Source organism: Ignavibacteriota bacterium (assembly GCA_016707525.1).
Taxonomy (GTDB): Bacteria; Bacteroidota; Ignavibacteria; order UBA10030; family UBA6906; genus JAGDMK01.
Genome location: JADJHP010000008.1, coordinates 322,569 through 341,966 on the forward strand (window position 1 = coordinate 322,569; position 19,398 = coordinate 341,966).

19 protein-coding genes and 3 pseudogenes are annotated in these 19,398 nt (G+C 60.5%); 6 read left to right on the forward strand and 16 right to left on the reverse strand.

Annotated features, from left to right (window positions below; genetic code table 11):
• Positions 1-191 precede the first annotated feature (191 nt).
• On the forward strand, positions 192-497 hold the full coding sequence (locus tag IPI01_14435; protein ID MBK7258966.1) for a type II toxin-antitoxin system RelE/ParE family toxin: 306 nt from the start codon (positions 192-194) through the stop codon (positions 495-497).
• 130 nt (positions 498-627) lie between these two features.
• On the opposite strand, the gene IPI01_14440 is transcribed toward IPI01_14435, so the two are convergent.
• Together IPI01_14440 and IPI01_14445 are read right to left on the reverse strand one after the other, a co-directional pair.
• A complete protein-coding gene (locus tag IPI01_14440) occupies positions 628-1,077 on the reverse strand; it encodes a T9SS type A sorting domain-containing protein (GenBank protein MBK7258967.1) in 450 nt (149 codons plus the stop codon).
• 246 nt (positions 1,078-1,323) lie between these two features.
• A complete protein-coding gene (locus IPI01_14445; GenBank protein MBK7258968.1) occupies positions 1,324-1,692 on the reverse strand; it encodes a hypothetical protein in 369 nt (122 codons plus the stop codon).
• A gap of 716 nt (positions 1,693-2,408) precedes the next feature.
• On the opposite strand from IPI01_14445, the gene IPI01_14450 reads away from it, so the two are divergent.
• Complete coding sequence (locus tag IPI01_14450) at positions 2,409-2,864, forward strand: nuclear transport factor 2 family protein (GenBank protein ID MBK7258969.1); 456 nt, start codon at positions 2,409-2,411, stop codon at positions 2,862-2,864.
• 27 nt (positions 2,865-2,891) lie between these two features.
• On the opposite strand, the gene IPI01_14455 is transcribed toward IPI01_14450, so the two are convergent.
• Entirely contained in the window at positions 2,892-3,152 is a 261-nt protein-coding gene (locus IPI01_14455; GenBank protein ID MBK7258970.1) for a hypothetical protein, read from the reverse strand.
• 328 nt (positions 3,153-3,480) lie between these two features.
• Between IPI01_14455 and IPI01_14460 the strand changes: the two genes are divergently transcribed.
• Positions 3,481-3,621, forward strand: a complete 141-nt coding sequence (locus tag IPI01_14460) for a hypothetical protein (protein ID MBK7258971.1) — start codon at positions 3,481-3,483, stop codon at positions 3,619-3,621.
• A gap of 30 nt (positions 3,622-3,651) precedes the next feature.
• On the opposite strand, the gene IPI01_14465 is transcribed toward IPI01_14460, so the two are convergent.
• The 4 genes from IPI01_14465 to IPI01_14480 form a co-directional block, all read right to left on the reverse strand.
• Positions 3,652-3,864 carry a hypothetical protein gene (locus IPI01_14465; protein ID MBK7258972.1) on the reverse strand — a complete coding sequence of 71 codons (213 nt, stop codon included), beginning with the start codon at positions 3,862-3,864 and terminating at the stop codon, positions 3,652-3,654.
• A 22-nt stretch (positions 3,865-3,886) separates the two neighbouring features.
• On the reverse strand, positions 3,887-4,240 hold the full coding sequence (locus IPI01_14470; protein ID MBK7258973.1) for a hypothetical protein: 354 nt from the start codon (positions 4,238-4,240) through the stop codon (positions 3,887-3,889).
• Between the two features lie 18 nt (positions 4,241-4,258).
• Positions 4,259-4,813 carry a sigma-70 family RNA polymerase sigma factor gene (locus IPI01_14475; GenBank protein MBK7258974.1) on the reverse strand — a complete coding sequence of 185 codons (555 nt, stop codon included), beginning with the start codon at positions 4,811-4,813 and terminating at the stop codon, positions 4,259-4,261.
• 341 nt (positions 4,814-5,154) lie between these two features.
• A complete protein-coding gene (locus IPI01_14480; protein ID MBK7258975.1) occupies positions 5,155-6,399 on the reverse strand; it encodes a hypothetical protein in 1,245 nt (414 codons plus the stop codon).
• Between the two features lie 460 nt (positions 6,400-6,859).
• Here IPI01_14480 and IPI01_14485 point away from each other — a divergent pair, with 460 nt between their 5' ends.
• The 3 genes and pseudogenes from IPI01_14485 (at position 6,860) to IPI01_14495 (ending at position 9,893) form a co-directional block, all read left to right on the forward strand.
• On the forward strand, positions 6,860-7,132 hold the full coding sequence (locus IPI01_14485) for a DUF485 domain-containing protein (GenBank protein MBK7258976.1): 273 nt from the start codon (positions 6,860-6,862) through the stop codon (positions 7,130-7,132).
• A 3-nt stretch (positions 7,133-7,135) separates the two neighbouring features.
• Positions 7,136-8,707 (forward strand): annotated as a pseudogene (actP, locus tag IPI01_14490) (cation/acetate symporter ActP).
• A 13-nt stretch (positions 8,708-8,720) separates the two neighbouring features.
• Entirely contained in the window at positions 8,721-9,893 is a 1,173-nt protein-coding gene (locus IPI01_14495; protein MBK7258977.1) for a hypothetical protein, read from the forward strand.
• A gap of 18 nt (positions 9,894-9,911) precedes the next feature.
• Here the strand turns inward: IPI01_14495 and IPI01_14500 are convergent, their stop codons facing one another.
• The 9 genes and pseudogenes from IPI01_14500 to IPI01_14540 all read right to left on the reverse strand — a co-directional run.
• A complete protein-coding gene (locus IPI01_14500) occupies positions 9,912-10,712 on the reverse strand; it encodes a 3'-5' exonuclease (GenBank protein MBK7258978.1) in 801 nt (266 codons plus the stop codon).
• Between the two features lie 631 nt (positions 10,713-11,343).
• Positions 11,344-11,654, reverse strand: a pseudogene (locus IPI01_14505) (TfoX/Sxy family protein).
• A gap of 203 nt (positions 11,655-11,857) precedes the next feature.
• Positions 11,858-12,544 carry a hypothetical protein gene (locus IPI01_14510; GenBank protein MBK7258979.1) on the reverse strand — a complete coding sequence of 229 codons (687 nt, stop codon included), beginning with the start codon at positions 12,542-12,544 and terminating at the stop codon, positions 11,858-11,860.
• Positions 12,545-12,655: 111 nt separating this feature from the next.
• A complete protein-coding gene (locus IPI01_14515) occupies positions 12,656-13,108 on the reverse strand; it encodes an SRPBCC family protein (GenBank protein ID MBK7258980.1) in 453 nt (150 codons plus the stop codon).
• The gene (locus IPI01_14520; GenBank protein ID MBK7258981.1) at positions 13,109-13,699 is read right to left on the reverse strand and encodes a GNAT family N-acetyltransferase; all 591 of its coding nucleotides are present in this window, start codon (positions 13,697-13,699) and stop codon (positions 13,109-13,111) included. It lies immediately after the preceding gene.
• A gap of 595 nt (positions 13,700-14,294) precedes the next feature.
• On the reverse strand, positions 14,295-16,055 hold the full coding sequence (locus IPI01_14525) for a chorismate-binding protein (protein ID MBK7258982.1): 1,761 nt from the start codon (positions 16,053-16,055) through the stop codon (positions 14,295-14,297).
• A gap of 32 nt (positions 16,056-16,087) precedes the next feature.
• A complete protein-coding gene (locus IPI01_14530; GenBank protein MBK7258983.1) occupies positions 16,088-16,432 on the reverse strand; it encodes a DUF3024 domain-containing protein in 345 nt (114 codons plus the stop codon).
• 98 nt (positions 16,433-16,530) lie between these two features.
• Positions 16,531-18,370 (reverse strand): annotated as a pseudogene (locus IPI01_14535) (glycoside hydrolase family 97 catalytic domain-containing protein).
• Between the two features lie 478 nt (positions 18,371-18,848).
• On the reverse strand, positions 18,849-19,398 hold a 550-nt coding region (locus tag IPI01_14540; protein ID MBK7258984.1), incomplete at its 5' end, for an ADP-ribosylglycohydrolase family protein.

A 19,398-nucleotide genomic window follows, 5' to 3' on the forward strand; every position in this document is an offset into this window, starting at 1 on the left:
GCGAGCAGGACATCCCTGTCTACCTGACCCGGAATGGCGAGGGGAACTGGTAGTAACGACGATCGAGCACTACGAGCGGTTGAAGGCGCAGGCGGAGATGTTCTCACAGCTCGCCGTGGCGCAGGAGAGTCAGCCGGTGGGGCAAAGGGGCGAGCCATCGTCAGATGATGGCAAAATTACGACAAAGGTCAATGCACGCTGAACTGCCCCTCCGCTATCTACCTATCGCCCAGGAAGACCTGCTGCATATCTGTGAGTTCATTGCTTCAGATAGCCCCTCTCGAGCCAACACATTCATCAACGTTCTGGATCGCCGTATCGGGGCGCTCAGCGGTCAACCACGCCCGGGGCGCATGCCACGCCACCCGCACCTGAGGTCCATGGGATACCGCGTTCTCGTCGTGGGTCCCTACCTCGTCTTCTACCTGATCCGATCCACCCACGTCGAGATCCATCGGATCATCCATACGTCACGCGATCTCGATCATCTGCTCTAGCAGAACCGGCGACCGTTGGCCGCCGGGTACCGCATTTTCATTTGCAGGGGCGGTGCCTGCACCGCCCTCGATGGTGTTGCCAGCGTCTACAGGGGGGCCATGCTCCGCCCCTGCGGCGCCGGCACCGCTGTCACCGGACAAGAGCCATCTTCACTGCCTGTACCACCCCGTCGAACCGGATGGTACAATAATAGATGCCCGAGGCATGCCCTGAAAGGTCGAGGGACCTGGCCTTCCAGCCCGCCGTTTGGCCTTCCACACTACGGTACACCTCCCTCCCCAGCACATCCGTCACACGGAGGTCCACCTCACCTGCCGAGGGCAACTCATACCGGACCGTCGTGCTCGGGTTGAATGGGTTGGGATAGTTCTGCAAGAGAATGAACCTCTCCGGCACAATGGACCGGTGGCCCGGGACCGCAGTGAGCAGGTCCGCACGCCGGAAGACCCGCCCCCGGCCATCCAACAGCCATCCGCACGCCGGCGAGATCATGCAGAGATCCACCAGGCAATCGTTTATGGAGATATACGGACCGACCGTGCATGTCGAATCCACAGGATCCATGGTCCGCGCGGTCATGCTCGCATTTTTCGGCACCGAGAATACGGTTCGATCGCGAACAGCGCCCCCATGCTCCATACAGGGATGGAGACCGCCCTATCGAGGACAGCATTGTATGCGAACGATTCGGACCTCGGATATTCGTCCCCCCATCCATAGTCGAAATAGCTCAACTCCATGTTCATGAACCGCCCGCGGCTCGAGGTCAGGTTGCTCGGGGGACCATGCTCGAGCAGCTCTTCCCGAAGTCCGCACTGCGAACGATCATACCGTCCCTTCCATCCCCGCAGCACCCGAACAGAAGATCATCCGGCCCGCCGAGAGGATGCCGAAGTCCTTCGTTTTTCGGAGTCTGCCATCCGGAAGACTGTCCACCCGCCACGTGGTGCCGAGATCGGTCGATGTGCACAGCCACAGGTCACCCCATTCACGTCCCACCGCAACATAGCCGATCAGGGATCTGTTGACGAGCGAGACCAGACTGTGGAACCGCTTGCCCGCAGCTGCCAACGAGGAGTTCCAATTCTGCCCACGGTCCGTTGTGCGCAGAAGCCGCGACATGCTATCGAGCGACGGCCCCACGTCGACCGCGACGACCCCGGTGTCTCCCCCGAGCCATTTCATCCAACGCACGGCTCCCGAGTCTCCCACCATGCGCGGACCCCGCCAGGTCTCCCCTCCGTCCGTGGTCGTTGAGAAGTACCGTCCGGCGACATGACCCATCCGCGCAAGGAATCAGAGAAGTCGATGAGCGTATACTGCTGCCCCGGCGATGCCGGGACGGCAAGCTGCTTCCAGACACCTGTGTCCGTCTGGGCATTGATCCCCGCGAAAGGTGCCGCCAAAAGGAGAAGCAGTGTCGCGAACGTAGGAGGACGGGATTTCTGCTTTGCGAGTCTCGATTGATCAAGAAGTTACAAACGGAACGATACGAAAGGATGGTGTGGAGCGGGACCAGCGACCGCCCCGACCGGCGGCGTGTATGGACGGCAAGAGTTCCGGGTGAAATCAACAGCAGATATCCCATGATGGGCCCCCTTCCGGATGTGCGGTACCTCAAGATACCGTACACCCCGGGGAATGTCAATCTGCCCGGTTCGGCGAACCAATTCCGTGGATCTACGGGTCTGCCTTCACCATGGATCGGCAGTCACCGCAGTACCTTGCCGGCGCTTGCAATCAGCATGGCAGGAGGCTACATTGAGCGTGGTGCTATGAAGTTGCTGCCATGATCGTGCTGCCATGGGCGTGTTCCCATGAACGAATTCTCATGAAGGCACTCTCATCAAGGCGTTCTCGTGAACGCATTCTCGTGAGCACATTCCCATTCTTATGAAAGGACGATCCATATGCACAGGATCACCTCCGGCCTGTTATGCGGCTTCCTCCTCTGGCTCACAGGCTGTACACACTCGCCCTCCCTGGAAGAGGCAAAGGCCCTTATTCACCTGCAGAACGAGAAGCTCCATGCTGTTGCCGCTACGAAGAACCTCGCGCTCCTGCGCGAGTGTACGCTCGAGGATGCATGGTTCATGGCACCCGGCCTCGCACCCGTCCACGGACGCGACAGCATCATCGCTCTCTGGAGCGATGGACTCGAGAAGATCGTTTCTATGCATTCGGAATCCCTTGAGATCAGTGGCACACCGGACGTCCTGTACGAGATCGGTGTCGTCCAGAACGTGATCAGAACAGACACACCGGACTCGGTGGTCGTGCACAAAGCGAAGTACACCAACGTGTGGAGGCGCGACGCCGCCGGGGTCTACCGGCTGACGGTCGATATCTTCAACCGCGTCGATTAACCTCCCCGCTGCCGGGGGGAATACGGATCAGGCGGCCTTGTGCTGGACGCGCTGCACACCCTGGATGCGCCGGATCTTCCGGCAGGTCTTGCAGATCCCCTTGTACGAGGCATAGAAGTCCTCCGGGTTCCGCGTCCCGCAGTACCGGCATTCATGCGAATCCTCAAAGCGCCGGTGGGCGGTGTCCGCACTCCCATGCCGCCGATGCCTCTGATAGTGTTTCCAGCACATGCCCCGCGCGATCACGCCGCTCCCGCACTCGTGTACCCTGCACCTGTCGTGTTCCATTGTCATCGCATCCCGTCGTCTATGGTCATAATAGAAAAACCCTCCAGCGTCTTCGCCGGAGGGTTCGGTGTTGCAACATTCGTTATGATCTTAGATCATGCCGTCCCGTCCTGTGCGAAAACGTGGCCTGCCACCACGCACTGCTGCTGGTGTTGCTGCTGCTGCGCGCGCTGGAGATGACACAGGATCTGATGTCGGACGTGTTTCATGTATATACTATAGAATATTTTCGCTCCTGAGTCAAGCCTTCCCACAGAAGGACCTGCCAGGGATTCTGCATTGTCAAACACCCCGACCCGGCCGCACGAATGCCTATGCGGTGGCCCTGATGCTCGGATCGCCACGGCTCATCCCATCGATGCGCGGTGCGATGAGCGACCTCCGGTTACACCGCGTGATCGTCGTGACTGCCGGAGGCGAGTCCTTTCAGCTGCATCCTGGTGTGGATGTGATCCCTCTTGTATCCTGACGGAACTCCGGGCATTCTGAACTGACAGGGCTAGAGCAATTCTTCGCATTCAAAACCCACGGAGGCCACGAGCTTCGTGATCTCCGCAGGGTCTGTCCCCTCCGCTTCCACACGCAGCACCTTGTCCCGGTCGCCGTAGTCGATGGTCCAACGTGCCACACTCTGGTGATGGTCCAGGCGCTTCGCCACCGGGTGCACGATCTGTGCCGAGAGAATGTTCGTTCGGAATACGAAGATGTCCATACCGTTCCTCATGTTCTGCTGATCACTCGCCTGCGGCAGGCTGTTCCTTGCCGCCATCGTCCCACGGATAGCACCAATGGTGCCACTGGTTCCTGAACTTCTCACGCTCCTCCGGCGTCATCGCGGCGAGCTTCGTTTCGAACTTCTTCCGCCAGCGATCATGCCGCCACCCGCCGAACCGGCCACCCGGTCCGCGGAACAGGATGTGCGAGAGGACCAGGAGTCCGACCGCCTGCCAGAAGGTGATCACAGGCCCATGGAACAGTTCGGGTATCAGTGCGTTCCACAATCCCATCACCACGAATCCTACCACGAGACCGATCACCGCTCCGATGAAAAGTCCTTTGAGTATCCGTACTGCCCACCATGTTTTCATGTCATCCCTCGTTAGGTATTACGCCATGTCAATATCGTCGTAGACATCCTGTAACCGCTCGCGCAGATAGAGCACCGCGTACCGTTTGCGCGAGATAAGTGTATTCACCGGCTCCCCGGTCAACGCCGCGATCTCTTTGAATGGCCGTCCTTCCAGCTCGTGCCACACAAAGACGTCGCGCTGCTTTTGCGGCATCTCCTCCAGCGCCTCTTCCAGCGCATCCCGGACGAGCGAGCGGACAAATTCATTCTCAGGCGTCCCTGCCGGGTCGGGCAGCACATCCTCCAGATTCAGCGGGAGGAGCTCATCGTTCGGGTCGCGCGGCATCGGAGCATGCCGTTTCTTCCGGTACCAATCGGTGATGCGGTTCCGGGCAACGGTGAAGAGCCATGCCGCCATCTTGTCGATCGGTTCGGTCACACTCCAGTTGGCCACGAGTTGCATGAAGACATCCTGAAGGATATCCTCCGCATCCTCGTCGGTGCGCACGCGCCGGCGGATGAACTCCAGCAGCCGGGGGCGATGCGCCTCAACGGTGCTTCCGAGTTGTTCTGCCGTACCACTATGTGGAATTGCTGTTTCCGCGTTCGCCTCTGCCCGGGAAGTGGCCTTATGCACCAGCGTTGGTATGGTGGTAGACGGATATGCCGATAGGATATTGTACGGAATGGGGGTGAATTCTATGCGGTGATCCGGGAGAAAATGATGATCAAAGGGCCATGTGACGCGTTAATGCGGCGAAGAGGATCCGGTTCTGTGAGGGCATCGTGCGTCGTCCACCGTGCATACGCTTTGATATCGCAAATTGCGATGTCAAGTTGTCGTGCTCTGTCTTTGTGAGTCTGAACATGAAGTCGCCCGGGGATCTGTCACTCTCCCGGATCAGCGAGCACCGTCCCGGCCCGGGGAGATCGTCATACTCGTTCGTTGTTGCGTCCAGCCGCCGGGTGATACGCGCGACATTCTCCTGTGTTGGCTTCAGAGCAACAAATTTCCCTACAACCATGCTGCGCCGGAAAATGATGAACGTATTCTCCGCGTCCGGGTCGATCCGGTTCAAGTGCACATCGGACTCTGTGTCCGCGAACGAAGGAACGAACGTCAATGCGACCTTCGTGAGCTGGAGTTCCCCTGCCGACCTTTTCCAGAGCACGTTCCCTCGCCTGCCTGGAGTACCCGTTCGGATCGCCGTAGACGAAATACACCTTCAGCCGGTCTCCCCGTGTAATGCTCTCACCTTCAAGGAACCTCAACCACTGCCGGATCTCCGCCCAGTCAGGATTGCTGCCGACAAAGTACAGCACGCCATGGAACCAGCCGTACTTGCACACGGGACACGTGCGCGATCCTTTGTCCGGGCCCCATGCATGATACGGCGTGAATGAAAAAACGTCTTCGCCGATGTTCTTCCCTGACGTCCGTCCCGATGCGGCGTTCCCGGGATGATCAGGGATGTTCAGCCCCAGGAAGATGTTCCGCTCGCCGATGTGGAGACCATCGCGCTGTACCAATCGCACCACCCCACTCCCGCCACGGCACTCCTGCCGTTGCCGGTATGCCGAGGTGAGCAACCGATCATCGTCAAAGACGAAATCGTCGATATAGTACTCGTTGATCCCGTTCGGCTCCTTGACCGTGACATGAACGTGAGCCGGAAAGTCCCGCGACGGATACGTCCCGGGCCTGATCGTGTAGATCCAGTACCGGCCCTCCGCATCGCTCTTCACCCAGCCCCGGATGTATCCATGGGTCTGACCCTGCGCATTCGGGGCCATGCTCCGCGGCTCATCGGTCTTGTGCAGATACTGCCCCTCGGTGTTCGTCTGATAATAATAGAGGACGACGCCCGGTGCCGGCGTCGTGCCATCAGATCGAAAGACTCTTCCGGTGAGGAGCAGTCTCTGACCATGCACCTGCCAGCCGGGACTGGTATCGATGGCCGTGATATGCCCCTGGAGGCCGGCATACATGAACTCGCCGTTCTCGAAGGCCCCGCCGACGTTCGCCGAATCGACGGTCCCGGGCGGTCCTCCGCCAGGCCCACCCTCCGCCGTTCGCGCGGTACACCCCGGCACACTGCCAAGAGGCAGAACAAGCGCGATGATGATGGCTATGGGCGATGTTCTTCGGCTTCGTTTGGAAAGATCCATGATCATCATGTGGTCACCTGTACATGGGGCACATACCTGCGATACCCCTCCAACCCCAACCGCCGGCAGAGAGTTCCTTCCCCCACCGGGCGAGACGACTGACAGGCCTGCCGCAGCCGGTGTCCCACCCACATCCTTTTCACACGGGAATATGCCGCCATAAGCATGAACGCGTGAACGTGAATGACATCGCCAGCGGGTCAGATGCGATCGTTATGCCCCACGACACCGGCGCGGGATTTTTGTTTGCATTCAACTCCCCCTGTTGATATCTTCGCTTGAGGCTGCGGCCGGTTCCCCTGGCAACCGGACGATGTACCGTGAACGCTGCACCGGCATCCCGACCGCGCCTCTCGTTCGACGGACGCTGTTTTCCCTCCTTTTGCGCTTGCAGGCGCTCTGACGCGCATTGTGGTATATCCACCATAGACAACGACACATCAGGACCAACCACCACCAGGAGACTGTGATGAGTGAGCGAGAAGAGGCCATCAGGAAGATCACCCGGGAGCGATGGCGGATCGCCTTCATGCTGAGCGCCTGTATGCTGATCGTCTATTTCGGGTTCGTCCTGCTGATCGCCTTTGCCAAACCGTTGATGGGGACGCTCCTCTCCTCAGGACTCAGCCTCGGCATTCTGCTCGGCGTCGTGGTCATCGTGTCGGCGTGGATCCTGACCTCCATCTATGTCCTCTGGGCGAATAAGGTCTACGATACCAAGATCGCAAAGTGGAGGAAGTGACCCATGAACCCGACCCAGGTCCCCGCCACTCTCCCTGCGACCACCCTCGGACAGGTGAGTGTTGAAGCCATCGTGTTCTTCTTTGTGTTCATCATCATCTCGCTCGGCATCACCTTCTGGGCCCGCGGCGCACGAAGAGCACCGCACAGTACTACGCCGCCGGGCACGGCATCACCGGCTTTCAGAACGGGCTTGCCCTCGCGGGCGACTACATGAGCGCGGCGAGCTTCCTCGGCATCGCCGGACTCGTCTCGCTTTCCGGTTTCGATGGACTCATCTATTCCACCGGCTGGCTCGTGGGCTGGCCGATCATCGTCTTCCTCGTGGCCGAGCCGCTCCGCAATCTGGGCAAATACACGTTCGCCGATGTCGTGGCATTCCGCCTGCGGCAGACACCCGCCCGCATCGCCGCGGCGATCGGCACACTGGCCACGGTATCGTTCTATCTCATCGCGCAGATGGTGGGCGCGGGCAATCTCATCAAGCTCATGTTCGGACTCGAGTATGAGATCGCAGTGATCGTGGTCGGGACGGTGATGCTGGCGTACGTGCTCTTCGGGGGTATGCTGGCGACGACCTGGGTGCAGATCATCAAGGCCGTGCTCCTCCTCGGCGGCGCACTCATCCTCGCGATCCTCGCCCTCTGGTCGTTCAACATGAATCCGCTCGCGCTGTTCGCCGCGGCCTCGGCGAAGTACCCGGCACAGTCGGTCCTCGCCCCCGGCAAACTCGTGTCGAACCCCTGGGAGGCGATCTCGCTCGGGCTCGCGCTCATGCTGGGGACGGCGGACTCCGCACATCCTCATGCGCTTCTATACGGTGCCCGATTCCAAAGCAGCACGGACTTCCGTGTTCTACGCAACGGGTTTCATCGGGTTCTTCTACCTGCTCACGTTCATTCTCGGGTTTGGTGCGATGTACTACGTGGGGCAGGATGTCATCTCGTCGATCGACAAGGGCGGGAACATGGCCGCACCGCTCCTCGCTGAATCGCTCGGCGGCGTCGGCTTCCTCGGCTTCATTGCGGCCGTGGCATTCGCAACGATCCTCGCGGTGGTGGCGGGCCTGACGCTCTCCGGCGCTGCGGCACTGTCGCACGACCTCTGGGTGAATGTGGTCCGCAAGGGCGATGCGCCGGAAGCGGAACAGCTCCGCGTCGCACGCGGTGCATCCATCGCACTCGGGATCCTCGCCATGGTCCTCGGTATCACGTTCAAGGGACAGAACGTCGCGTACATGGTCGGACTCGCATTCGCCATCGCTGCCAGTGCGAACTTCCCGGCGCTCATCCTCTCCATCTTCTGGCGGAAATTCACCACGGCCGGCGCACTGTGGAGCATGGTCTTCGGCACCGTGTCCACGGTGCTGCTCATCTATCTCTCACCGACCGTGCAGATCGATATCCTGAAACACGATGCCGCGATCTTCCCGTTGAAGAACCCCGGCGTGATCACGATCCCCGCTTCGTTCCTGATCGGCATCGTGGTCTCCCTGCTCACGCCGGAGAAGAGCGCGGAGGAGAAGTTCGCGATCGTCGAAGAGCGCATCCACTTCGGAGCAGACGCACAACACTAATCCGGTATGCATCATGGATCAGCAACCACCCCGGCACCCTTCCGGGCTGGCAGATAGCATCACGGACGAAGCGCTTTCGTTGAACGCGAAGCGCTTCGCCGTCCTCGTGGAAGAGATCCACGGGGCCGGGGACGTTGTCCGGATCGCGGACGCCCGGGCCCGGGCAGAGCATCTCGCCATCGCGTGGATCGGGCAAGGTGCCCCGCTCCGGCCCCTGTCGGAGGCGATCACGGATATCAACGATGCAATGCTTGCGCGACTGATCGCGCAGGCGCAAAGGGCCCTCCATGCGTCCGGTGTTGCGGACCCCGGGCTGGACTTCTGCTGGCTCACGTGCGGGAGCGATGGAAGGAAGGAGCAGTTCCTGAGGACGGATCAGGACACTGCGTTGATCTACGATGACCCGCCTGAGGATCGGGCGGAGAGTCGGGCGGAAAGTCAGACAGAGGGTCGGACAGAGAATGCCGCGGTGTATTTCCAGCGGCTTGCCGAAGAGGTGACGCGTGGGCTTTCATCGTGCGGGTTTGCTCCCTGCTCCGGAAACAACATGGCTTCCAACCCCCACTGGTGCCAGCCCCGCAGCGTGTGGCACACGTATGTCCACGAGTGGATCCGCGTCCCGGATGAACAGGCGCTGCTGAACGCCGCGGTGTTCTTCGACTTCCGTGCTGCATATGGGTCTCTGGCCATTGCACGGGAGTTGCGCGAGCAAGTCTCGCATGAGTTCACGTTGGACCGGACCGGCCTGATCCTCCTCGCAAAGAATGCTTTGCGCGCACCCTCACCCGCCGGGCTTCTCAAGCATCTCGAACTGGAACGGCACGGCCCTCACAAGGGCCGGTTCGATCTCAAACTCAGGGCGATCAAACCTCTCGCGGACGCTGTGCGGGTGCTTTCGCTGGACCGTGGGCTGCACGCAACGGGAACGATGGAGCGGCTGATAGCGCTGACGGAGACCGATGCTTCGGTGCGTGCCCTCGGCCCCGACCTCCTCTCAGCCTACGAGACCTTCATCCGTTGCCGGGTAGTGTTCGGGACGCGGGATGATGAACGAGGAAGGTATATCGACCCCGCGGTGTTGAACCGGGAGGAGACGAAGCGGCTTCTGGATGCCTTCGAGGCGGTGAAGGAACTGCTCACGGTCGTGCGCGTCCGTTACCAGCTCGATGCGCTCGGCCTCATCTGAAAGATCGTGGTGAGTGGTTCAGTACTTCAACCCCGCGAGCGGTGAGCGTGCACAGGCGTCCACCGCCTGACGGAGCGTGACGATCCCCTTGTCGGCGAGCAACGGCACAAGCTTCAGGAACACCTCACCCGTCATCAGCGCATCACCCAGCGCCGTGTGACGCCCCACGACCGGTATCCCCAATCTCTTCGCCAGTCCCTCCAGCGTGTGGTCCTCGTGATGCGGATGCAGGACCGATGAAAGAAGCATCGTATCCAGCACCGGGCCGGCGAACGTGATCCCCGTGAGTTCCCGTTTGATCTCGAACAGGCGCATATCGAATGCCGCGTTATGTGCCACGAGCACCGTACCGTTGGCGAACGCGGCGAACCGGGGAAGCACTACATCGATCGTTGGGCCTCCGGCGAGCATATCATCATCGATCCCATGCACGCGCACGGATTCTTCGGGGACCGATCGACGCGGGTCCACAAGCTGGTCGAACCGCTCCTCATGGTGAAGGCGTCCGTTCACGATGCGCACGGCCCCGATCGCGATGATCTCGTCGCCCGCCGACGGCTGCAGCCCGGTGGCTTCGGTATCGAAAGCGGTGCATGAGAGCCGGGTGAGCGGCGTGTCGGGATCGTTCTGCCCTGATGGTCCGGATGCGGCGGCGTGATGGTCGTGCGCGGCAGGTGCCCCATGGCCTTGTGTCGCGTCCCGAGCTTGCTCCCGGAGCGATTGCGCACGGTCGAGCACCTGGTTCACCGCGGCGGCAAGGCGCTCGATGTCGCCCCCACCCTGCACGGTGAGACGGTGCGACGGGTTGACGAGGTCCATCACCTTGATGTCATCCACCAGCTTCCTGAGTGGCTCGATGTAGTGCCCGAAGACCCAGTTCACCGCGATGACCACGGCGATCGGAAAGAGGAATGCCGCGGAGATGATCAGCGCCGGATGCTCCGTCACCACCGTGCGGAAGACCGTTCGCTCTTCCGGGGTCAGTTGCACCCAGACGGCGACGGCCGTACCTGCAAGGAGGACGGCGATGATGCCGAGCGCGATGAAGCGCGGGAGCTGACGCCGGGTGTTCGCGTTCACGTGGTTCGCTCAGGACCTGATGCGCCCGGGGGTATGGTGAAGGTCGTTGACGTGTCTATTTCTTCGATGATTTCTTCGCGGCCGTCACCTGCGTCTGGGGCCTTACGGGCTTCCTGGTCACCTGTGCTGAGGGCTTCCGCTTGGCTTTCAATTTTGCCCTGGGTGTCGGTTTGGCCTTAGCCTTAGCTCCAGCTTTGGTCTTGGCTTTGGCTTGGACTTGTGTCTTGGTTTCGGCTTTGATTTTAGCCTGGGGTTTGGGCCGTGTTTTGGCCTTAGGGTTTGGCTTGGGGTTGGCGATGGTAGGGCATCGACCTTCGCTCCCCAGTGTGGCACTCTTCGCGTCTTTGGTTTCGCCTCTCTTCACGCTCTTCTTGATCGGTGGCGCACCGACTTCCCGCTCCGTGATCCGGATCAGCTCCGTCAGCCACTTCGCATCTTCCAGCTTGTCCTCGATCAAAGCTTGGCTTCGCGCCGGTATAGGCGGGGGCTTCCACGGGAGTGCCGATATAGGCACGGCCCGCATCCGACTGCTTACGTACACCTTTGTTGTCGCGAGATGAGGGCAACGACCTTCTCGTTGCAGTAGATCGCGAATTCGCCGAACATGAAGCGCATGGAGATCGTACCTGCGCCGTTGATCTGATCGACGACGAACTGGGCGAAACTGGCATCGGATGCCATCGAAGCACTCCTTATCCTGTGGATGAGAGTTCGGGGAAGACCTCTACATGATATGCAGATGTATGAGAAAGTCAATGCGGGAGTACCGCTTCCGGATCGAACTCAGTGGTTCACGTGCGCCTTGATTCTTCAATGAACGCCCCGAATTCCATCCCATAGACTTCCCGGAACACTGCATCGTGCCGATACGTGCGCAGGGTCGGTCATATACCGGCTGAACTTCTCCTTCCCATGGCGTTCGATGAGGTGATCGACGGACAGGCGAATTCCGAGTAGGCGAACGTGCTTCTGTACGGGACCGTGAGCTTCAGGCTGTCCTCCCGGGATGTGCCGAACCAGTCCGGCGGCACGAAATTCCCTTTCCGGATAAGTGCGTAAGTTTCATCCCTGGATGGATACCATGATGTCCCCATCTGTCGCGCATTGTACACCGCGACGCCCTCCATGAACCAGGAGGGGAAGCAGCAGTACGCATTCACTGCGTCCATGTGTTGGTAGAGGAGGGTATGCGACAGCTCATGGCTGAGGTAGATCTCCATCGAGATGGTCCCTTCGTGCGCCTCACGCACGGCCCATGGCGAGACGACAAGCGAGCCATTCGGATACGCACAGAACCTTGCCCTGGTCGTCGACCGGCGGAGGTAGGACGACGAGTCGGCGAAGATCAGGATATGGGGTCGCGCATTGAAGGCAAGCCCATGAGCCTGTTCAACGCCGTCGATGAGGGAGTCGATCTCTGCGAACCTGTCAAACGGGGACCCCTCTTCCACAGAAACAACAGCCCGTCCCAGGTCGTGGCGCGTGAATCCTGGCCGGACCGGAGAGTACGGAAACAGCTTTCCCCACACGAGCTGGTAGGAAATGACCAGCAGCAGAGCCAGCAGAACCACTCCGGGGAGCGTTCTACGGAGCTTTCGACCGTTCATAGGATGTGTGGCCATTTGCAGATGTGTGATTGCTTTCCATTCTCCCACAGCATGAAGGTGCCATGGGGGTGGACATCACCGGATCGCCGCCAGTTCAACCTCCAGGCGGTCCAGGTTCTCTTCATTCTTGCCTGTGACGAATGCGCGGATCTTATCGCATTCTTCTGCGGTGCGGAAGCGCATCGTCCAGGTCAGCTGCGTATCCCCGCCGGCGATCTCATCGAAGCGGACGATGATATGGAAGTACGGCGGCGAGACGTGTTCCCACGCAATGAAGCCGGGCGGTTCGATCCGGATGAAGGTGCATTCGTTGTTGTAGTTGCCGCCCTCCGGGCCATGCATCACGAAGACCCATTTCCCGCCGGGACGCAGATCGTACTCGGAGAAGGTGTTCGTGAAGCCCTTGGGGCCCCACCACTTTGCCAGATGCTCCGGCTCTGTCCACGCGCGGAAGACGAGTGCACGCGGGGCATGCAGAACGCGCGTTGTGACGATGTCTTTTCCTTCTCCACCCTCCAAGAGCTCCATTCATCCTCCGTTGGCACGATTCTCTTTCAGTCCGCGTGCATACCGTATGGTCCCCTCTTCGGCGCCCGGCCCTTCAAGCGTGAACCCGTTCTTCTCCAGGACCCGGATGGAGGCGACGTTCGTCGGGAACGTATGCGCGATGACGCGCGTAATGCGCGGATCAGCGAATGCGTGCTGTACAAGTGCGGCAACCATCTCGGTCGCGATCCCCCGCTTGCCAAAGGCCGGTACGACCGAATAGCCGATCTCTATCTGTCCGTTCTCATCGGACGGGCCAGTGTAACCTCCCGCGGCGACAAGATGCGGCTTCGCACCGGGACCGGTCTCTGCCTTCAGGAGCGCATACCACGCGAACCATCCGGCCGCTTCCGGCTGAGCCTTCAACCGGTCGAGGAGCCACCGGATGGCGTTCTCATCGTATTCCCCCGGCGGCCATCCGTCGGGGACCTGCGCACCAAGCGCAACGCCAAGCTTCTGCGGCGATGCCAGCTCCATCTCCAGAAGTGCTGTCGTCGCAGAGATCAGCTCCAACCGTGGCGATGCGATACGCATGAGGCCGTACGCCGGATCGAGCCTTGGGTCGAATGTCATACCGTCATTCATGGTTGGGGCCCTGTGACAGCGAAGGCATCGTGAAACCGAACGGTCCCTTTGGGCACCGGCCCTTCGAACGCGAGTGCGAAGAATACCTCCGGCGGCACACCCTCGTGCGAGAGGTCCGGCGTATTCGCAAATCCGAACTGCCGGTAGTACTCCGGATGTCCGACGAGACAGCATCCTTTTGCGCCGAGCTTCCGGAGTTGCGCGAGTCCTTCGTTGATGAGCGCCTTGCCTATCCCCTGCCGTTGAAGTTCGGGAGAACGGACACGGGGCCGAGGCCGTACCAGTCGGTTGTGCCGTCGGAAACGGTGAGGGGCGAGAAGGCGATGTGCCCGACGACGCGCCGCCCTGCTCGGCGACGAGAGAGATGGTCAGAGCACCTGCTGCGCGTAGCGCGTCAACAATGAAGTGCTCGGTCTGTTGACTGACCTCCATGGTTTTGAATGCGGCGATGGTAACAGCGGTGATCGCGGCATGATCAGAGGTGGATTCGGATCGAATAGTTGTCGTCATGTTCATGATCTTTGGTGGGAACGGGAGGACTATGTGGGATTGCTACTGCAACAGATGTCTATCGCGATCACATTCATACTGGGACATCACCCCCACGAACCTGCACGCGCTGCATCCCCCTCACGGAATTCAACAGACAAATTTCCGGACCAGCGAGGACCTCATCGACGGTCAGGACCCTCTCAAGCAGAAGTCCCTGCTCGAGCATCATGGCGCGCTGCGTGCCCGGCAACAACCCGCATCGCACGGGTGGCGTATACAGCACACCACCGATCTCTACAGCGATGTTGGCTATCGTGGTCTCGGTGACCTCGCCGGCCTCATTGAACAGGAGAACGTCGTTGCTGCCCGGGCACGACCTGATGGCGGCTTCATACACCGCGCGCCGCGTGGTCTTATGATAAAGAAAGACATCGTTCCTGTCGATCGGGCCCGCTGCAAGCGCGACATCCCCGAATTGGAGTGCAGCTTGGTCCATCGATACCGCTTCGCAACGAATATTCCCTGCACGCGAGACCAACAACCGGATCCTGTGGCGCCCAGGCGCGAGGCCCCCGGCGAACACCGCCAGCTCGCCGCGTATCTTCACGGGATCGCACACAAAGTTGAAGGACGCTGCCGACCGTGAAAGGCGTGTCAGGTGATGCTCCATAAGCGCATACCCGGTACCCGGAGACCACAGGAGCGTCTCCAGAAGATCGAAATCCCGCGGCAGGGGTGCAAGCGCTTTCGTCTTCGTCAGACTTTCTTCATACTCGCCCGCCGCCGTGGAGTCCCACACCACCCCGCCCCCTACCCCGTATTCCACGCTACCCGTCGGCCGGTGCATCAACACGGTACGAATGGCGACATTCAGTTGCACCGTACGGCCGGGAGCGATGTATCCGATCGTGCCGGTGTAGATACGCCTGGGCTCTGTTTCAAGCTCCGCGATGATCTCCATCGTGCGGCGCTTCGGGGCGCCCGTGATGGAGGCCGGCGGGAACGTCGCCTGCAGGATCCGGTCCAGCGGCTCATCCGTCCGTGCCACCACGGTAGATGTCAGCTGCCACACAATCGTTACTGCTCCGCCGTGAACAGGTGCGGCACCTGCACGCTCCCGTACTCCGCCACGCGGCCGAGATCGTTGCGGACCATAATCACGATCATCGTTCTCCGCCCGTTGCTTCCCGGAGCTGACGAGTGCTTCCTTCTTCGCCTGATCGTCCTCGAACCACAACCCTCGCGCCGATGTCCCCTTCATAGGGCGCGAAGCGATCTGCGTGCCGTCGATCCGGAGGAACAGTTCAGGCGATGCGCTGCAGATCGCCCATGTACCGGTATCGACGAACGCCGCGAACGGCGCCTGTCCATCGCCGGCCATCCGGAGGAACAGCTCCCACGGATCGCGATCCGTCACTCCCCGGAGCCGGTACGTGAAATTCACCTGATACGTGTCACCGTTCCGGATGTGCTCGCGGATATCGTGGATGCACCGTTCGTATTCCTCGCGCGAGACAGACGGATGCCATGCTATCGAGGGGCCTGACTCCGGAGGTACAACGGGGAGCGATATCTTGTTCGGCTGGTCGAAGAGTCCGAACCAGAGGAGGGGGAAGGCGCCATCCTCCTTCACCGGCAGCGAAGGGTCGAATGCCGGAGAGGCTTCATAGGAAATGAAGCCGGCCGCGTACCACCCTTCACGCTGCACCGTCTCTTCGATGTCGCGAATGAAAGGGAGTACTTCCGCGATGCGGTGGGTCGTCACGATCCGGCGCGGCGATGCGAACTCCAGCCACGTGCCGCTGGATCCATCGCGTACGACAACGCGCGCCGGAAAATTATCACTCTGCATATACGTGGGATCGCCTCTTGTGCCTGCCGCAGTCATCCGAAGAATATCCCCGTCGGGTCACGCTCGACCTCATCCAGGAGAGCCTCGAAACGCCGGGTTGGTTCGCACCCCTGATACCGGTGCCAGCGGTCGTTTCGGTCCGCACAGAACAGCGTCCATTCTCCGGTCTTGGCGGCATGGCGGAATTTTGCGATGGGCATATGCGTCCATTGCGTGGGATCGTTCCAGCGGACGCGGTCTTCATAGAGCACAACCTTGTCGTCATGGAAGTCATACGACAATCGCACCTGGTGCCGGGCGTGGGGAGGGATGCGTTTCTCGCAGAATGCCCGGAGCAAGGCATCCACCTGATGTTTCACTGTATCTGAGAGGGCCATCGTGTCATTCTCCGGAGAGATCGTCACTTCAGCGGGGTGAGCCGCGCGGCGGCCGCCGGCAGCAGGCGCACATCCACGGTGCTGGGGCCGCTCGACCGTCAATGTACGAACATCGAAGACCGGATCCCATACGCGCCATCCGCAATGAGGGTCAGCGTGTAGCACGTGTTTGCCGGGAGGAATGGGAACGTGAGGGACTTCGTCTTCTCCGATTGTTCGGCGTTGATACCGCCGATGTACCAGTCCTCTCCGTGGCGGCGGGCCATGATGAGGTCGCGGCCCGGGAAGCCGTCGAGCAGTTGCGTATCGTCCCATGCATTGGGAAGCGACTTCAGGAAATTCCGGACGGTATCGGGGAGGGCGAGGTAGCCCGCCGGACGGTCGGCCATATGCTGGATGCCCGACTCAAAAAGCACACCGAAAGCGAGTTCATGTCCGTAGGACGTCGTATGCGTGTACTGTGAATTCGTGAACGTCACCGGCGTATAGTCCATGGGGCCGATCACATTGCGTGTGAACGGCAGGATCGCATTGTGCTGAGGGGCGGTCGCTGTAAGATCGGAGCCGTTGTTATACCATTCCGCGCCGCGCACACCTTCGTGGGTCATCAGGTGCGGATAGGTCCGTGTCCATCCGCGCGGCACCAGGCAGCCGTGGAAATACACCATGATCTCGAACTGCGCGGCATCCTCGAGGATATCCAGGTAGTAGCGGATCATCTCCTGCTTCTCGCTGCTGAAGAAATCCACCTTCACGCCCGCCACGCCCAGCTTCTTCAACCGGGCGAACTCGCTTCATGCGGCTCTCGTGCGTGAGCATGCGGTCGATCGGGGTCATCGTTGCCCACGGTTCCACGCCTGAGTTGTACCACATCAGGGGGGTCACCCCGCGCGTGCGGATGTACTTCACCGCATCCTCGAGGGTGCCGCCGTTGGTCATCGTGTCCCATTCCCAGTCGAGGAGCGTATAGGGCCAGCCCATCGTCACGGCGAGATCTGCGAACTCGCAAACGATCTTGAAATCGCGCGTGCCGTGGTTGTGCGACCAGTAGTTCCAGGACGCCAGGCCCGGGCGGATCCAATCCGTCTTCTTGAGTAGAGAAGGCCTCGATACATCATCGATGAGCGTGGAGGCCGTCACATCCGCGAGCGAGCCCATGATCACCGTGCGCCAGGGTGAGTGCCATGGGAGTGTGATCGTGGGGGTGGAGGCGCCCCTGCCGTCCCGTGGATCCGGGAAGGTCACCTTGTAGCGCGAGCGTTCGGCCGCGTTGCTCAGTTTTGTGGCGCAGTAGTTCCGATCCACATCCGCTTCGTGGATGAGGAACCAGCATGCCGTATCGGCGGTGCAGAAGAGAGCGGGGAGGCCCCAGTCGCGTTGCACCGAATCGCCGTGGAGGGCAGAGTAGAGATTCTCGTTCGCTTGCGTCCAGGGTTCCAGCCAGCGGAGGACGTTGTAGGGGGATCTCGTAGGACGTGAGTTCATCGAGAACGGTCGGGGTGGTCTTTCCTTTCGGAATTCGTAGCGGAAGGCGATCCCGTCGTTGTACGCGCGGATGCGGACCTCCATGCGCGACCTCTATGAATTCTCGAACGTCGCCACGATCTGCGTTGCCGCGTTCGTGCAGTGCGAGCGTTTGCCGTGGAGGGCGGTGTAATCCTCGGTGATCGTCTTCGGCGCGGTCGTGGACACGAGGCGAAGGTCCTTGGAGAAGTCCTCGTCGCTACGCGAGAGGCCAAGGGCGATGCGGGGGATGATGACGGTTTGCCGGTCGGAACGTTTGTCGCACACCGTCAGGAACCACGACCCGGCGGCGGCGCTGTTCCCGTTGTGCAGCGAGATCCCGAAGTGACGATCAGGAGAATCGATCGAGGTGGTTTGCGCATGCAGTGGCGCAATTGTCAAAGCTGTAAGAAGAAGGAGCGCGGTCGACTTCATAAATGTCGGGGCCAGTGGTGTTTGGATGCGGTGGTCGTCAGCCGGCGGAAATCCCTTGAACCTCTCCAGAACGATGACAATGGCATACGCTGAAAACACAAGCGAGAGTGTCAGGAGGGCCCACGTAGCGGGGTCCCCGATGGAGAGCGCGATATGATACAGATCGCCCCGGAAGCCTGAGGCATAGCTCATGGTTTCGCATACCAAGTCAAAGGCGGGTCTGAGACACAGCACCATGAACAGGAACCCGATACGAAACGCGTTACGGGAGAGTTTCCGTTGAAGGATGTACATGCCAGCGGCGATACTCACGAGATCGAGAACGTAGGGCGAGGCAGTCATGATCAACCGGGTCCATTCGCTCGTGAAGCCCTCTGCTCCGATCCATGCCACGGCAGTTTCTCCGAGCCGGCTGGGAATGAGTTTGACATCGAGGATCCAGGCACCAACGAGGTACGCGGCGAGCAGGTGACTCAACTCATGTATAGGCGCGTAAACGAAATACCACAAGACCGGGATCGTCGACACGCACGCCACCATCGTTTGTTGTTTTCCACCTTCCCCTCAGGTGAGAACGGGGAGAGCAACGACGGTGACAGGTATTTCGAATATGGTCAGCAGATGATTCATGAGAGAATTCTCTCCCATGTACAGTGTGGTCCTGCCGTACCTGATCTGAGACCAGTTGCATCGCGAGGTCCATCGCATCCACAGGTAAGAACACTGCGGGTAAGGGGTGATGTACTCCTGGGCGGCCTGCCTCAGGGGGCGGCACTGCAGCAGGCAGATCACCCAGCGTTTGGGGGACGGCATGGAGGCCGTACACCGCGCCCAGAAGTGCGCCGCAGATCGCGGCATTCGTATCGGTATCACCGCCGCGCATCACGGTATCCACGACACCTTCTTCGAGGTTGGGAGCATGGCGCAGTTGCCAGAGGGCGTTGTGGAAAGCGATCAGCACCCAGCCTTGCTGGCGGGTGTAGTCGGCAGGGGGATCTTTTTCAGCATTCTTGATACTATCGCGGAGT

Excerpts from the sequence above, each read along its gene's own strand:
- IPI01_14480 (MBK7258975.1), bottom strand. The coding sequence starts at position 6,399 with ATGATGATCATGGATCTTTCCAAACGAAGCCGAAGAACATCGCCCATA.
- IPI01_14440 (MBK7258967.1), bottom strand. The coding sequence starts at position 1,077 with ATGACCGCGCGGACCATGGATCCTGTGGATTCGACATGCACGGTCGGT.
- IPI01_14485 (MBK7258976.1), top strand. The coding sequence starts at position 6,860 with ATGAGTGAGCGAGAAGAGGCCATCAGGAAGATCACCCGGGAGCGATGG.
- IPI01_14460 (MBK7258971.1), top strand. The coding sequence starts at position 3,481 with ATGCTCGGATCGCCACGGCTCATCCCATCGATGCGCGGTGCGATGAGC.
- IPI01_14525 (MBK7258982.1), bottom strand. The coding sequence starts at position 16,055 with ATGCAGAGTGATAATTTTCCGGCGCGCGTTGTCGTACGCGATGGATCC.
- IPI01_14520 (MBK7258981.1), bottom strand. The coding sequence starts at position 13,699 with ATGACATTCGACCCAAGGCTCGATCCGGCGTACGGCCTCATGCGTATC.
- IPI01_14470 (MBK7258973.1), bottom strand. The coding sequence starts at position 4,240 with ATGAAAACATGGTGGGCAGTACGGATACTCAAAGGACTTTTCATCGGA.
- IPI01_14515 (MBK7258980.1), bottom strand. The coding sequence starts at position 13,108 with ATGGAGCTCTTGGAGGGTGGAGAAGGAAAAGACATCGTCACAACGCGC.
- IPI01_14450 (MBK7258969.1), top strand. The coding sequence starts at position 2,409 with ATGCACAGGATCACCTCCGGCCTGTTATGCGGCTTCCTCCTCTGGCTC.
- IPI01_14495 (MBK7258977.1), top strand. The coding sequence starts at position 8,721 with ATGGATCAGCAACCACCCCGGCACCCTTCCGGGCTGGCAGATAGCATC.
- IPI01_14435 (MBK7258966.1), top strand. The coding sequence starts at position 192 with ATGCACGCTGAACTGCCCCTCCGCTATCTACCTATCGCCCAGGAAGAC.
- IPI01_14465 (MBK7258972.1), bottom strand. The coding sequence starts at position 3,864 with ATGGACATCTTCGTATTCCGAACGAACATTCTCTCGGCACAGATCGTG.
- IPI01_14530 (MBK7258983.1), bottom strand. The coding sequence starts at position 16,432 with ATGGCCCTCTCAGATACAGTGAAACATCAGGTGGATGCCTTGCTCCGG.
- IPI01_14455 (MBK7258970.1), bottom strand. The coding sequence starts at position 3,152 with ATGGAACACGACAGGTGCAGGGTACACGAGTGCGGGAGCGGCGTGATC.
- IPI01_14500 (MBK7258978.1), bottom strand. The coding sequence starts at position 10,712 with ATGGACCTCGTCAACCCGTCGCACCGTCTCACCGTGCAGGGTGGGGGC.